We start from the raw sequence: 13705 nt of genomic DNA, 5'->3' as shown, positions 1-13705 counted from the left end.
AAGCACCGGCCGAAGCCGCTGAACGGGCCAGATCCGCGCGCCATGACGACGGCTGTCTCTCCCTCGCCCCTCAGGGGGAGAGGGCCGGGGAGAGTGCCGGAGAGCGGGGTGGCTTAACCAGGAGCCACTTGAAGCGAAGCCCGCGGTTTGCTTCAGCACGCAGGCGCAACGAGCGCCCGCTCTCTCCCCCAGTCCCGCTCCCTAAGCCGCCAGCCGGAACGACGCCACCGAGCGCATCATCGATTGCGCCTGCTCGGCCAGCGCTTGGGCCGCGGCGGCGGCCTGTTCCACCAGCGCCGCGTTCTGCTGGGTCACGGTGTCCATCTGGTTCACCGCTTGCCCGACCTGCTCGATGCCGGCGCTCTGCTCGTTCGATGCCGCGCTGATCTCGCCCATGATGTCGGTCACGCGCTTGACCGCGCCGACGATGTCCTCCATGGTCTGGCCCGCCTTGGCGACCAGCGCCGAGCCGTTGTCCACCTGGGCCACCGAGTTGTCGATCAGGCCCTTGATCTCCTTGGCGGCGGTGGCCGAGCGCTGGGCCAGGCTGCGCACCTCGCCCGCCACCACGGCAAAGCCGCGGCCTTGCTCGCCGGCGCGCGCCGCTTCCACGGCGGCGTTCAGCGCCAGGATATTGGTCTGGAAGGCGATACCTTCGATCACGCCGATGATGTCGACGATCTGGCGCGAGGCGCCGTTGATCTCGCCCATGGTGCTCACCACCTGGTTGACTACCTGCCCGCCGCGTTGCGCGATATCGGAAGCGTTGACCGCCAGCGAGCTGGCCTGGCGCGCATTGTCCGCGTTCTGGCGCACGATGCCCGTCAGCTGTTCCATGCTTGAAGCGGTTTGCTCCAGTGCCGAGGCTTGTTCCTCGGTGCGTTGCGACAGGTCGGTATTGCCCGCGGAAATCTGCTGCGTGGCCGAGGCGATCGAATCCGCCGCGCCACGGATCTCGCCGAGCGTGCCGGACAGGCGCTGCTGCATGCGCTGCATGGCCGCCAGCAGGCTGTGCTCGTCGCCGGCGCGAATGCGCACCGGCACCGTGAAGTCGCCGTCGGCAATGCGCGTGACCACTTCGGTGGCGTAGGCCGGCTCGCCGCCCAGGCTCTTGCGCACGGTGCGCATGATGGCCAGCATGAATGCCGATACCAGCGCGCCGATCAGCAAGGTGCTGATTGCGGCGGAGATCAGGTCGTCGCGGAAGCTGCCTTCGATGTCCTTGAGGAACACGCCGGTGGCCACGTGCCAGTCCCATGCCGGCACATAGCGCACATAGGTCAGCTTGCGCGCGGGCGTTTCGGTGCCGGGGAGGCGGCCACGGTAGGTGACGAAGCCGTCATCAGGGCCGGCGCCGGCGCGCGCGCTCGCCTTGCCCGCATCGACGATGCTCTGGTAGACCAGCTTGCCGTCGGGGTCCTTGAAGTCACCCAGGATCTTGCCTTCCGTATCCGGCAGGCCGGGGTTGAGCACCACCTGCGGCTTGGAGTTGAGCAGGAACAGGTAGCCCTTGTCGCCGAAGCGCATCACACGCAGTGCATCCTTGGCCGCGGCCTGGGCATCCTCGATGCTCATGGTGCCCTTGGCGGCACGGTCCACGTAGAGCTTGATGATGCCTTCGGCGGTCGCCACCAGGGACTGCAGGCTCTCGCGGCGCTCGGCCATCATGGTGGCGCGGGTGTGCACGGCACTCCAGGTGCTCAGCGCCAGCAGGGCCAGCCACATCGCCACCAGCGCGGCCCTGAGTTTGGCGTTCAACGAGATTCGATTCATGATCATGCTTGACCGGTATGGGCAGCCGGTTTGCGCCGGCGGCGCGGCATCGGCCTGACCCTGATGTTGACAGTGCGGCACAGGCGAGGCGAATGCGCTCGCTGCGCATCGCCTGGCCACAGCCGGTTAACGGCCCATCAGCGTCGGGACTTGAATGGGGGAAATAGAAGTGGTTAAAGAGATGCTTCTGCCCGGGCCGGCAAGCTTTCCGATCCCTGCCTACAATGTGACTTTCGCCGCGCCTGGATGACGGGGGGCTCGACGCAACCCGCGGAGCAAAACGCATGACCTCAAGCATCACCACACGCAAACTGGGCAGGTCCGGGCTGAAAGTCTCGCCCCTGGCATTTGGTGGCAACGTGTTCGGCTGGAGCGCCGACGAGGCCACCTCCTTCCGGCTGCTCGATGCCTTTGTCGGCGCCGGGCTCAACTTCATCGATACCGCCGACGTGTACTCGCGCTGGGTGCCGGGCAACCAGGGCGGCGAGTCCGAGGCCATCATCGGCAAGTGGTTCAAGCGCAGCGGCAAGCGTGCCGAGGTGGTGCTGGCCACCAAGGTGGGCAAGGACATGGGCGAGGGCCGCAAGGGTTTGTCGCGCGCCTATATTGAACGCGCCGTCGACGCGTCGTTGCAGCGCCTGCAGACTGACTACATCGATCTCTACCAGTCGCATGACGACGAAGACCGGGACACGCCGCTCGAGGAAACCCTGGACGCCTACGCCCGCCTGATCAAGGCCGGCAAGGTGCGCGCCATCGGCGCCTCCAACTACAGCGCCGCGCGCCTGGCCGAGGCGCTGGAAACCAGCCGCCGCCACAACCTGCCGCGCTACGAGAGCCTGCAGCCGCACTACAACCTCTATACCCGCAGCGAGTATGAGGCCGAGCTTGAGCCGCTGGTGCTGCGCGAAGGCCTGGGCGTGTTCAACTACTATGCACTGGCCAGCGGTTTTCTCAGCGGCAAGTACCGCTCCGAGGCCGACCTTGCCAAGAGCGGCGCGCGCGGCCAGCGCGTCAAGGCCTATCTCGATGCGCGCGGCCTGCGCATCCTGGCGGCGCTGGACGAGGTCGCGGCGCGCACCGCCACCAACCCGACGCAGGTAGCGCTGGCCTGGCAGATCGCGCGCCCCAGCATTACCGCGCCGATTGCCAGCGCCACCTCGCTGGCGCAGCTGGACGACCTGATTGCCGCCACGCGCCTGCCACTGAGCGCCGGCGATATCGCGCTGCTGGACCAGGCCAGCGCGTGAACTGGCCTGCCCCGGAGGAGATAAGGGATGCATGAGAACAGATTGAGCCACGGCAACAGCGCCGGTAGCAAGGCGGCGGACCTGAGCGCGGTCAAGGCGCTGGTGTTCGACGTCTTCGGTACCGTGGTGGACTGGCGTACCAGCGTGATCGCGGACCTGTCCGCGTTCGGGCGGAACAAGGGCATCGAGGCCGACTGGACGGCCTTTGCCGACGCCTGGCGCGCCGGCTACGTGCCCGGCATGGAGCGCGTGCGCAAGGGCGAGCGGCCGTGGGCCAATATCGACGTGCTGCACCGCGAACGGCTCGACGCACTGCTCGACCAGTTCGGCATCGAAGACCTGAGCGAAGTGGATAAGGACTACCTCAACCGTGCCTGGCACCGCCTGCGGGGCTGGCCGGATAGCGTGCCCGGCCTCACGCGGCTAAAGCAGCGCTACATCATTTCCACCTTCTCCAACGGCAGCGTGCAGTGCCTGGTCGACACGGCCAAGTATGCCGGCCTGCCGTGGGACGCGGTGTTCAGCGCGGACATCGTGCGCCACTTCAAGCCGCAGGCGGAGATTTATCAAGGCGTGATTGCCTTCTTCGACCTGCAGCCGTCGGAGGTGATGCTGGTTGCGGCGCACAACAATGACCTGCGGCATGGCCGCTCGCATGGCATGCGGACTGCCTATGTCAACCGGCCTACGGAGTACGGGCCGAACCAGGCGAAGGATCTGGCGGCCGAGTCGGACTGGGATGTGGTGGTGGATAGCTTGACGGAACTGGCGCAGCGGCTCGGCGCTTGAGCGCGCGCGTGCGCCAACCAGCGCACACCGGCTTGGGAAAGCCTGCCATAGCGGCCTCCCGCCGTGAAGCGCTGGCTGCACTTGGCGCGCGTTGACGCTCGTCCTGCGCGCCCGGCCAGCGCGATCGGGTTTGCCCAAGCCGCTCCCTGTCGGATACATTAGGACTCCCGGCCGCCCACGCTGCAACCCTGCGGCGCAGCAGAGGCCACGCGAGAGCCGGGAGTTGGCACGCGCCAGCACGGCAGCGCGCCAGGAGACGACAAGGAGACCACGATGGACCTGCGGCAACGCGAGCACATCGACACGGTAGTCCAGCTCACCACCCGCGCCAGCGCGCCGATGGTGCGTGCGCCGGAAACCATCATCCAGAATTCGTGGCGGCGCTGCGTGCATCAGTACGGGCTGGATCCGGCGCGCATGCAAGAGGCGCGCATCCTGCCGCAGACCCGGTTGCGCGAGCACCAGCAGCGCATCGACGATTTTGCGCAGATTGCGCGCCACGGGCTGCAGACGCTCTATAGCCAGGTGGCCGGGATGGGCTACGTGGTGCTGCTGACCGACGCGCAGGGCGTGACAGTGGATTACCTGGGCGACGCCAACGCCGATGCCCGCCTGCGCCATGCCGGCCTGTACCTGGGCGCGCAATGGAGCGAATCCGGCGCCGGCACCTGCGCGGTGGGCACCGCGCTGGCCACCGGCCAGGCGCTGACCGTGCACCAGGCGGATCATTTCGACGCCACCCATATTCCGCTAACCTGCACCGCGGCGCCGCTGTTCGATTCGCACGGCAGCCTCTGCGCCATCCTCGACATTTCCGCGCTGACCTCGCCGCAGGCCAAGGACAGCCAGGGCCTGGCGCTGCAGATGGTGCGCATCTATGCCAGCCGGATCGAGAACGCCAGCTTTGTGCGCAGCCACCGCGAGGACTGGATCCTCAAGCTCAACGCCGCGCCGGAGTTTGTCGACGTCAACCCGGAATACCTGCTCGCGCTCGATGCGTCGGGCCGCATCGTTGGCCATAACCGCCGCGCGCAGCAGATGCTGGAGGCCGAGCTGGGCGTGGCGCCGGGTGGCGCGCCGCTGCTTGGCATGCCATTCGAGTCGCTGTTCGAGGCGCGGCTCGATGAGCTGGGCCGCTTCATGCATTCGCGCCCCAGCGAGCAGCGCGCGCTGGCGCTGGCGCGCACCGGCGCGCGGCTTTACCTGAGCGTGATGCCGCCGGCGCTGCGCTGGCAGCGCGCGCGCGATACTAGCGAGCGGGCCACGCCGCTGCAGGCGCCGCTGGCCGCGCTGTGCGGTGGCGATGCCGCATTGCAGCAGCAATTGCTGCGGGCCGCAAAGCTGGTGGATTCGCCCATCAACCTGCTGATCAATGGCGAGACCGGCAGCGGCAAGGAGTACCTGGCCAAGGCCCTGCACCGGGCCAGCGCGCGCCGCGACGGCCCTTTCGTCGCGGTGAACTGCGCGGCGATTCCCGAATCCCTGATCGAGAGCGAACTGTTCGGCCACCTGGCCAACAGCTTTTCGGGCGCGGGCTCGCGGCCCAAGCGCGGGCTGATCCAGGAGGCTGACGGTGGCACGTTGTTTCTCGACGAGATCGGCGACATGCCGCGCGAGCTGCAATCGCGCCTGCTGCGCGTGCTGGCCGAGGGCGAGGTGCTTGCCATCGGTGCGGCGCGCCCGGTGCCTGTCAACCTGCGCGTGATTTCCGCCACGCACCATCCGCTGGACCAGCTGGTGAGCAGCGGGCGCTTTCGCGAGGACTTGTACTACCGGCTCAACGGCGCGCGGCTGATGCTGCCGCCGCTGCGTGAGCGCACGGACCTGGACTGGCTGATCGGCAAGATGCTGGACGCGGGCGGCAAGCCAGCTACCGCGAGCCTGTCGCCCGCGGCGCGCGCGCGGCTGCACGCGCACCGCTGGCCCGGCAACCTGCGGGAGCTGCGCAATGCGCTGGAGTACGCGCGGGCGGTCTGCGACGACGGCCATATCGAGGTGGAGGATCTCCCGGAGGGGATTGGCGAGGGGATGCCGCAGCAGGGCCTGCTTCCGGTTTCCGCCAGTGTCCCGCCGGGCAGCGCGGCCGTCGAAGCGGCCACCGAAGCCGCCAGCGCGCCGGCCTTGCCGGCCCCCGGCCTGGACCCGCATCAGTTGCCGCCGGAAGGCATGCTGCTGATGCAATACCTGCGCGCGGCCGGCTGGAACCTGAGCGCGGTGGCGCGCCAGATCGGCGTGAGCAGGATGACGCTGTACCGCCGCATGGCGCGCTACGGCATCGCGTCGCCCAACCAGCGCGACGCGGCGCATTAGCCAGCCAGCGAGCATGGCGGCGCGGCTCGCCCGCGCCCCCTTCCCTGCCCGGCGCAAGATCCCCGCTACACCTGTTCACCCCCTGTACACGTGATGCTGTGACACCTGTCACGCCGCGGCATGCGCATGGCCCGCAAAGTCCCTGCGCGCCCCGCGTTTACCTGGGGTAATCCCGGATTTTTGCCGTCTCCGGCGCGCTGATGCGGGCTGGCACGGCCGTTGCGATATGCCTGTCATAACCAGAAAGACAGGAGACAGGCATGGGTGAGCAAGCGCTGGCCAGCCGGCCACTGGTCGGCATCATCGCCAACCCGATTTCCGCGCGCGATATCCGCCGCGTGATCGCCAACGCCAACACGCTGCAACTGGCCGACCGCGTCAATATCGTGCTGCGCCTGCTGGCCGCGCTGGCTGCCTGCGGGGTTGGCCGCGTGCTGATGATGCCGGACCGCGAGGGCATGCGCGTGCTGCTGTCGCGCCACCTGTCGCGCCGCCAGGGGCCGGACGCCGCGCTGCCGGAGGTGGAATACCTTGACATGCCGGTCACCGCGCGCGTCGACGACACCTTCCTGGCCGCACGCATGCTGCGCGAGGCGGGCGTTGCCGCCATCATCGTGCTCGGCGGCGATGGCACCCACCGCGCGGTGGTGCGCGAATGCGGCAACGTGCCGATTGCCGGCATCTCCACCGGCACCAACAACGCCTACCCCGAAATGCGCGAGCCCACCATCACCGGGCTGGCCACGGGGTTGTTTGCCAGCGGCCGCGTTCCCGCCGCGCATGCGCTGGCCGCCAACAAGCGGCTCGACATCACGATTGCGGGTGAAGGCGAGGTGCGCCACGACATCGCGCTGGTCGACGCCGTGATTTCCCACGAGCATTTCATCGGCGCGCGCGCCTTGTGGAAGACCGAGACGCTGGGCGCGGTCTACGTGTCGTTCGCCGATCCGCAGGCGATTGGCTTGTCCGCCATCGGCGGCTTGCTGGAGCCCGTGGGCAGGCATGAGCCCGGCGGCCTGGCGATCGAGCTGGCCGCGCCCGGCGAAGGCCGCTTCGCGCTGCACGCGCCGATTGCGCCCGGCCTGCTGCGCGCGGTGCCCATCGCGGGCTGGGAACGCCTGACCGACGGCGTTGCGCACCGCGTGCGCCAGCGCGCCGGCATCGTCGCGCTGGACGGCGAGCGCGAGCTGGTGTTCGGCCCGCAGGACGAAGTCACCGTGACGCTGCGCGAGCGCGCCTTCCTGAGCATCGACGTGGCGGCCTGCATGCGCTACGCCGCCGCCGCCGGATTGATGCGCAGCGGGCGCGCGCCGCCGCCCCGGCAACCACAGCATTCCCCACCCCAGCCACTCACCGAGCTTTCTACCGCCACCACAAAACCATGAAGGAGACAGACATGACAGCCAACGCATCCGGTACCACCGGGAACACGCTGCCCCTCGACAAGCAGGAACTGCTCGCCGTTTATCGCAGGATGCGCACCATCCGCGATTTCGAAGAGCGCCTGCACGTGGACTTCGGGCGCGGCGACATCCCGGGCTTCGTCCACCTCTACGCCGGCGAGGAAGCCGCCGGGGTCGGCATCCTGCACCACCTGGGCGACGGCGACCGCATCGCCAGCACCCACCGCGGCCACGGCCACTGCATTGCCAAGGGCGTCGACCCGGTGGCGATGATGAAGGAGATCTACGGGCGCAAGGGCGGCTCCTGCAACGGCAAGGGCGGCTCCATGCATATCGCCGATCTGTCCAAGGGCATGATGGGCGCCAACGGTATCCTGGGCGCGGGCGCGCCGCTGGTGTGCGGCGCCGCGCTGGCCGCCAAGTTCCGCGGCAAGGGCGAGATCGGCATCACCTTTGCCGGTGATGGCGCGTCCAACCAGGGCACCTTCCTGGAGAGCCTGAACCTGGCCGCGGTGTGGAACCTGCCGGTGATCTTCGTGATCGAGAACAACGGCTATGCCGAATCCACCGCGCGCGACTACGGCACGGCAGTGGACAGCTACGTCGACCGCGCCGCCGGCTTCGGCATTCCCGGCGTGACGGTGGATGGCACGGATTTCTTCGCGGTGCACGAGGCGGCGGGCGAAGTCATCAAGCGGGCCCGCGAAGGCGGTGGCCCGGCCCTGCTGGAATGCAAGATGGTCCGCTTCTATGGCCACTTCGAAGGCGACGCGCAAACCTATCGCGCCTCCGGCGAGCTCGATGACATTCGCGCCAACAAGGACTGCCTGAAGAAGTTCACTGCCACCGTGACCCAGGCCGGGGTGATCGCGCTGGACGAACTCAAGGCCATCGACGAGCAGGTTGCCGCGCTGATCGAGGACGCCGTGCAGCAGGCCAAGGCGGCGCCGTTCCCCACGCCCGCCGACCTGCTGACCGATGTGTACGTCAGCTACTAAGCACTAAGCGCGCGACCTCAGCCATTCCGAGACATAACGACAGCAAGCAAGATCAGGAGACCACACCATGTCCCGCAAATTAAGCATGAAGCTGGCGATCAACGAAGCGATCGACCAGGAAATGACCCGTGACCCGAGCGTGATCATGCTCGGAGAAGACATCGTCGGCGGCGCCGGCGCGGACGGCGAGAAAGACGCCTGGGGCGGCGTGCTCGGCGTGACCAAGGGCCTGTACGCCAAGCACGGCGACCGCCTGCTGGACACGCCGCTGTCCGAATCCGCCTATGTGGGCGCGGCCATCGGCGCCGCGGCTTGCGGCATGCGCCCGATTGCCGAGCTGATGTTCATCGACTTCATGGGCGTGTGCTTCGACCAGATCTTCAACCAGGCGGCCAAGTTCCGCTACATGTTCGGCGGCAAGGCGGAGACGCCGGTGGTGATCCGCGCGATGGTGGGCGCGGGCTTTCGCGCAGCCGCCCAGCACAGCCAGATGCTCACGCCGCTGTTTACGCATATCCCCGGCCTCAAGGTGGTGTGCCCCAGCACGCCATATGACACCAAAGGCCTGCTGATCCAGGCGATCCGCGACAACGACCCCGTCATCTTCTGCGAGCACAAGAATCTCTATGGCTTCGAAGGCGAGGTGCCGGAGAACTCGTACGCGATCCCCTTCGGCGAGGCCAACATCGTGCGCGACGGCAAGGATGTTTCCATCGTCACCTATGGCCTGATGGTGCACCGCGCGCTGGAGGCGGCGGCGACATTGGCCAAGGAAGGCATCGAGGCGGAGATCGTGGACCTGCGCACGCTCTCGCCGCTGGATATCGACACCGTGCTGGAGTCGGTGGAACACACCGGCCGCCTGGTGGTGGTGGATGAAGCCAGCCCGCGCTGCAACATCGCCACCGACATCTCGGCACAGGTGGCGCAGCGCGCGTTCGGCGCGCTCAAGGCCGGCATCGAGATGGTCTGCCCGCCGCATACGCCGGTGCCGTTCTCGCCCGCGCTGGAAGACCTCTACATCCCCAGCGCGGCGCACATCGCCGATGCCGCGCGCAAGACCGTGAAAGGAGGGAAACACTGATGGCCGCGATCACCCCGATCGTCATGCCCAAATGGGGCCTGTCGATGAAAGAAGGCACGATCAACGACTGGCTGGTCGAGCAAGGCGCGCAGATCACGGTCGGCATGCCGATCCTCGACGTGGAGACCGACAAGATCGCCAACGCGGTGGAAGCGCCGGACGCCGGCACCCTGCGCCGCAAGGTGGCGGCCGTGGGCGACATCCTGCCGGTCAAGGCACTGCTGGGCGTGCTGGCGCCGCCCGAGGTCAGCGACGCGGACATCGACGCTTTTGTCGCCGCCTATGAAACGCCGGCGGCCGACGAGGAAGAAGAGGGCGCCGCCGCCTCGGCCTATCAGTTCATCGAAGTCGACGGCATCCGCACGCGCTACGCAAAGCGCGGCGAGGGCGCGGACACCGTGCTGTTCATCCATGGCTTCGGCGGGGACCTGGACAACTGGCTGTTCAACCTCGACGCACTGGCCGATGCGCACACCGTCATCGCGCTGGACCTGCCGGCGCACGGACACGCCACGCCCAGGCTGCCCGGCACCACGCTCGCATCGCTGGCAGGGTTCGTCGCGCATTTCATGGATGCGCTCGACATCGGCCAGGCCCACCTGGTGGGCCATTCGATGGGCGGCGGCGTCGCCGCGCAGCTGGCGGTGGACGCGCCGCAACGCGTGCGCTCGGTCGCGCTCGTATCGCCGGCGGGCCTTGGTGAGGAGGTCAACAGCCAGTACACCGAAGGCTTCGTCAACGCGCAATCCCGCCGCGACCTCAAGCCGGTGGTGGAACTGCTGTTCGCCGATGCCGGGCTGGTCAGCCGCCAGATGCTGGACGACCTGCTCAAGTACAAGCGGCTGGACGGCATTACGCAAGCGCTCGGCACACTCGGCGCCAGCCTGTTCGGTGGCGGCCGGCAAACCGAACTGCCCGGGCACAGGCTGGGCGATACCGGCAAGCCTGTGCTGGTGATCTGGGGCGCGCAGGACCAGATCATCCCCGCCTCGCATGCGGCCAACGCGCCGGCCGGCGCGACGGTGAAGGTGTTCGACGATGCCGGGCATATGAGCCAGATGGAGAAGGCCAACGAAGTCAACGCGCTGCTCAAGCGGCATATCGGCGGCTGACGAAGCGCAGTCCCGCTGGTTTGCTCCCCTCTCCCACGAAGCGGGAGAGGGGAGAAAGCCAGCGCATCGCGCGACGTATTTCGTGACTGTATGCACAAGAAAATCAACAAGACAAGGCTAGGAGACCACCCATGAACGAACCCCTGAAGGGGCAAGTCGCCGTCATCACCGGCGGTGCGCGCGGCATTGGCCGCGGCATCGCCCTGACACTCGCCAAGGCCGGCGCTGATATCCTGATCGCCGACCTGCTCGAAGACGCCATGCGCGAAACCGCGCAAGACGTGCGCGCGCTCGGCCGCCGGGTGAGCACCCTCAAGGTCGACGTGACAAAACCCGAGATGCACCGCGCCATGGTCAGGCAGGCACTCGACCAGCTCGGCGGCCTGGATATCCTGGTCAACTGCGCTGGCGTCATCAGCATCCACCCTGTCGATGCACTCAGCGAGCGCGACTGGGACTTTGTCATGGACGTCAACGCCAAAGGCACCTTCCTCGGCTGCCAGGCCGCGCTGGAACACATGAAAGCCCAGCACAAGGGTCGCATCATCAACGTCGCCTCGATCGCCGGCAAGGAAGGCTTCCCCAACCTTGCCCACTACAGCGCCTCGAAGTTCGCGGTGGTTGGCTTCACCAACGCCCTGGCCAAGGAAGTGGCACGCGACGGCATCACCGTCAACGCTATCTGCCCCGGCATCGTGCGCACCTATATGTGGGATCGCCTCTCCGACGAATGGAAGGCAGAGGGCGAATCGGTGGAGGATTCCTGGGCCCGCCACCAGCTCACGCTGATCCCGCAGGGGCGGGCGCAGACGCCCGAAGACATGGGCCGGATGGCGCTGTTCTTCGCGACCATGGACAATGTGACCGGGCAGTCGGTCAACGTCGACGGTGGCTTCACCTTCCATTGACCGGCACCGGGCCGCGGTGCGGCCCGGCATGTGCGCGTTCCGTCCCGGCGCTTACCGGTCATGCCATGCGATTTGAATTCCTCGATCCCGATCCCACCGACCCCGATCCCTTGCACGCCGAGCAGGCGCTGCTGGAGCGGGCATCCGCCGGCCGCTGGCTGGCGCACCTGTGGCAGGCGCCGGTTTCGCTGGTGGTGCCGCGCAGCTACCTGCGGCATGCGCAACTGGAGGCCGCGCGCGCCGACTTTGCCGCGCGTGGCTGCCCGGTCTGGCTGCGCCTGTCAGGCGGCGGGCTGGTGCCGCAGGGCCCGGGCATCGTCAACCTGAGCCTGGCCTATCCGGTGCGCGGCGGCGCCGGGACCTATGCCGAGCCGGCCTATCTGCATCTGTGCGAGGTGCTGGCCGCCGCGTTGAGCCGCCTGGGCTTGCAGACGCACTGGCAAGCGGTGGATGGGTCGTTTTGCGACGGCCGCTTCAACCTGGCCTGGGGCCCGCCGGAGCAGGCCCGCAAGATTGCCGGCACGGCGCAATATTGGCGCCGCGTGGCGGGCGCGGGCGACGCCAGCCTGCACGTGGTGCTGGCGCACGCCGTGCTGCTGGTCAGCGCCGATCCGCGGGAGATCAATGGCCGCGCCAACGATTTCGAGGCCGCCATAGGCAGCGGGCGCCACTACCGTGCCGACAAGGTGGTCAGCGTGGCCCAGGCACTGGCCGACAGCGGGCAGCCGGTGCCCGGCGACCTCGGCGAGCGCATGTCCCAAGCGCTCCCCGAGGCGCTTGCCGCGACACCGCCGGCTTTCGCGGCGGCGGGCCTGGCCTAGGCCCGGGCCGTTGTTGCGCGCGTGTTCGCATGTTCGTCTATTCGCGTATTCGTCGTTATTGACGATTCCACAGCCCGGCGAGCGTGGCAAACTGACCGGCACGACGCTTCCCCTGCGGGAGCACACAACCGGAGACAGGACATGGCGGGACCGTTGGCTGGACTGAAAGTGGTGGAAATGGTTGGAATCGGCCCGGCGCCGTTCTGCGCGATGATGCTGGCCGACCAGGGCGCCGAGGTGATTCGCATCGACCGCCCTCGCCCGGCCAATCCCGGCGAGGCGCCGGCCACCGGCGCCGGCCGCGCGCGCTGCGACGTGACCGCGCGCGGCAGGCGCTCCCTGGCCATCGACCTGCGCAAGCCCGGCGCGGCCGAGGTCGTGCTGGACCTGATCGCCAAGGCCGACGTGCTGATCGAAGGCTTTCGCCCCGGCGTGATGGAACGCCTGGGCCTGGGGCCGCAGCCTTGCCTGGCGCGCAATCCGGCGCTGGTGTACGGCCGTATGACCGGCTGGGGCCAGCACGGCCCGCTGGCCCAGGCCGCCGGCCACGATATCAACTACATCGCCATCGGCGGCGCCCTGCACGCCATCGGCCGGGCGGGGGAACCACCGGTGGTGCCGCTCAACTACGTTGGCGACTTTGGCGGCGGCGGCATGCTGCTGGCGTTTGGCGTGATGTGCGCCATCAACGAAGCCCGCAACTCCGGCAAGGGGCAGGTGGTGGACGCTGCCATGACCGACGGCACGGCCTTGCTGTCCGCCATGATGTACGGCTTCAAGGCCGCCGGGCGCTGGACCAACCAGCGCGGCGACAACCTGCTGGATGGGGCGGCGCATTTCTACGACACCTATGCCTGCGCGGATGGCAAGTACGTTGCGGTGGGCGCCATCGAGCCGCAGTTCTACGCGCTGCTGCGCGAGCGCTGCGGCCTGGACGATCCGCTCTTCGACAAGCAGCTCGACAAACGCCACTGGCCCGAGCTCAAGGCCCGCATGACCACGCTGTTCCTCACCCGCACGCGCGCGCAGTGGTGCGAGCTGCTGGAAGGCAGCGACGCCTGCTTTGCCCCGATCCTGGACTGGGACGAGGCGCCGCAACATCCGCATAACCGGGCGCGCGAGACGTTTCTTGAGATCGACGGGGTGATGCAGCCGGCGCCGGCCCCGCGTTTCAGCCGCACGCCGGCGGGGGTGCCTCAGGCGCCTGCGGAGCCGGGTGCGGATAGTGAGGCGGTGTTGCGGGATTGGGGGGTGACG

The 13705-nt window shown here is 68.2% G+C and carries 11 protein-coding genes; 10 read left to right on the top strand and 1 reads right to left on the bottom strand.

What is annotated here, in order from left to right; all coding sequences use genetic code 11:
• Window positions 1-201: 201 nt before the first annotated feature.
• Window positions 202-1773: a methyl-accepting chemotaxis protein gene (locus AC1RWI_RS31700; RefSeq protein ID WP_492870311.1), complete on the bottom strand. Its 1572-nt coding sequence runs from the start codon at window positions 1771-1773 to the stop codon at window positions 202-204.
• Between the two features lie 284 nt (window positions 1774-2057).
• Between AC1RWI_RS31700 and AC1RWI_RS31695 the strand changes: the two genes are divergently transcribed.
• From AC1RWI_RS31695 to AC1RWI_RS31650, 10 genes are all read left to right on the top strand, one after another.
• On the top strand, window positions 2058-3023 hold the full coding sequence (locus tag AC1RWI_RS31695; protein ID WP_492870309.1) for an aldo/keto reductase: 966 nt from the start codon (window positions 2058-2060) through the stop codon (window positions 3021-3023).
• Window positions 3024-3050: 27 nt separating this feature from the next.
• The gene (locus AC1RWI_RS31690) at window positions 3051-3812 is read left to right on the top strand and encodes a haloacid dehalogenase type II (protein WP_492870307.1); all 762 of its coding nucleotides are present in this window, start codon (window positions 3051-3053) and stop codon (window positions 3810-3812) included.
• A 273-nt stretch (window positions 3813-4085) separates the two neighbouring features.
• Entirely contained in the window at window positions 4086-6122 is a 2037-nt protein-coding gene (locus tag AC1RWI_RS31685) for a sigma-54-dependent Fis family transcriptional regulator (protein WP_492870305.1), read from the top strand.
• Between the two features lie 260 nt (window positions 6123-6382).
• Complete coding sequence (locus tag AC1RWI_RS31680) at window positions 6383-7507, top strand: ATP-NAD kinase family protein (RefSeq protein WP_043352917.1); 1125 nt, start codon at window positions 6383-6385, stop codon at window positions 7505-7507.
• Between the two features lie 11 nt (window positions 7508-7518).
• Window positions 7519-8523 (top strand): thiamine pyrophosphate-dependent dehydrogenase E1 component subunit alpha, encoded by a 1005-nt coding sequence (locus tag AC1RWI_RS31675; protein ID WP_150992308.1) that lies wholly within the window; start codon window positions 7519-7521, stop codon window positions 8521-8523.
• A gap of 67 nt (window positions 8524-8590) precedes the next feature.
• Window positions 8591-9607, top strand: coding sequence for an alpha-ketoacid dehydrogenase subunit beta (locus AC1RWI_RS31670; RefSeq protein ID WP_006157630.1), 1017 nt, complete (start codon window positions 8591-8593; stop codon window positions 9605-9607).
• A complete protein-coding gene (locus tag AC1RWI_RS31665; protein ID WP_043352921.1) occupies window positions 9607-10719 on the top strand; it encodes an acetoin dehydrogenase dihydrolipoyllysine-residue acetyltransferase subunit in 1113 nt (370 codons plus the stop codon). Before AC1RWI_RS31670 ends, AC1RWI_RS31665 begins: the two co-directional genes overlap by 1 nt.
• A 131-nt stretch (window positions 10720-10850) precedes the next feature.
• Window positions 10851-11627: an SDR family NAD(P)-dependent oxidoreductase gene (locus tag AC1RWI_RS31660; protein ID WP_492870303.1), complete on the top strand. Its 777-nt coding sequence runs from the start codon at window positions 10851-10853 to the stop codon at window positions 11625-11627.
• A 65-nt stretch (window positions 11628-11692) separates the two neighbouring features.
• Window positions 11693-12448, top strand: a complete 756-nt coding sequence (locus tag AC1RWI_RS31655) for a lipoyl protein ligase domain-containing protein (RefSeq protein WP_492870302.1) — start codon at window positions 11693-11695, stop codon at window positions 12446-12448.
• Window positions 12449-12589: 141 nt separating this feature from the next.
• Window positions 12590-13705: CaiB/BaiF CoA transferase family protein (locus tag AC1RWI_RS31650; RefSeq protein ID WP_492870301.1), on the top strand; the 1116-nt coding region annotated here is incomplete at its 3' end.

It is taken from the genome of Cupriavidus sp. MPR-AND1C (genome assembly GCF_058809705.1).
This window is presented reverse-complemented; position numbering and strand designations above follow the sequence as displayed.

Bases quoted from the DNA above. Each gene is read 5' to 3' on its own strand.
- AC1RWI_RS31700 (WP_492870311.1), bottom strand. From the start codon at position 1,773: ATGAATCGAATCTCGTTGAACGCCAAACTCAGGGCCGCGCTGGTGGCG.
- AC1RWI_RS31695 (WP_492870309.1), top strand. From the start codon at position 2,058: ATGACCTCAAGCATCACCACACGCAAACTGGGCAGGTCCGGGCTGAAA.
- AC1RWI_RS31690 (WP_492870307.1), top strand. From the start codon at position 3,051: ATGCATGAGAACAGATTGAGCCACGGCAACAGCGCCGGTAGCAAGGCG.
- AC1RWI_RS31685 (WP_492870305.1), top strand. From the start codon at position 4,086: ATGGACCTGCGGCAACGCGAGCACATCGACACGGTAGTCCAGCTCACC.
- AC1RWI_RS31680 (WP_043352917.1), top strand. From the start codon at position 6,383: ATGGGTGAGCAAGCGCTGGCCAGCCGGCCACTGGTCGGCATCATCGCC.
- AC1RWI_RS31675 (WP_150992308.1), top strand. From the start codon at position 7,519: ATGACAGCCAACGCATCCGGTACCACCGGGAACACGCTGCCCCTCGAC.
- AC1RWI_RS31670 (WP_006157630.1), top strand. From the start codon at position 8,591: ATGTCCCGCAAATTAAGCATGAAGCTGGCGATCAACGAAGCGATCGAC.
- AC1RWI_RS31665 (WP_043352921.1), top strand. From the start codon at position 9,607: ATGGCCGCGATCACCCCGATCGTCATGCCCAAATGGGGCCTGTCGATG.
- AC1RWI_RS31660 (WP_492870303.1), top strand. From the start codon at position 10,851: ATGAACGAACCCCTGAAGGGGCAAGTCGCCGTCATCACCGGCGGTGCG.
- AC1RWI_RS31655 (WP_492870302.1), top strand. From the start codon at position 11,693: ATGCGATTTGAATTCCTCGATCCCGATCCCACCGACCCCGATCCCTTG.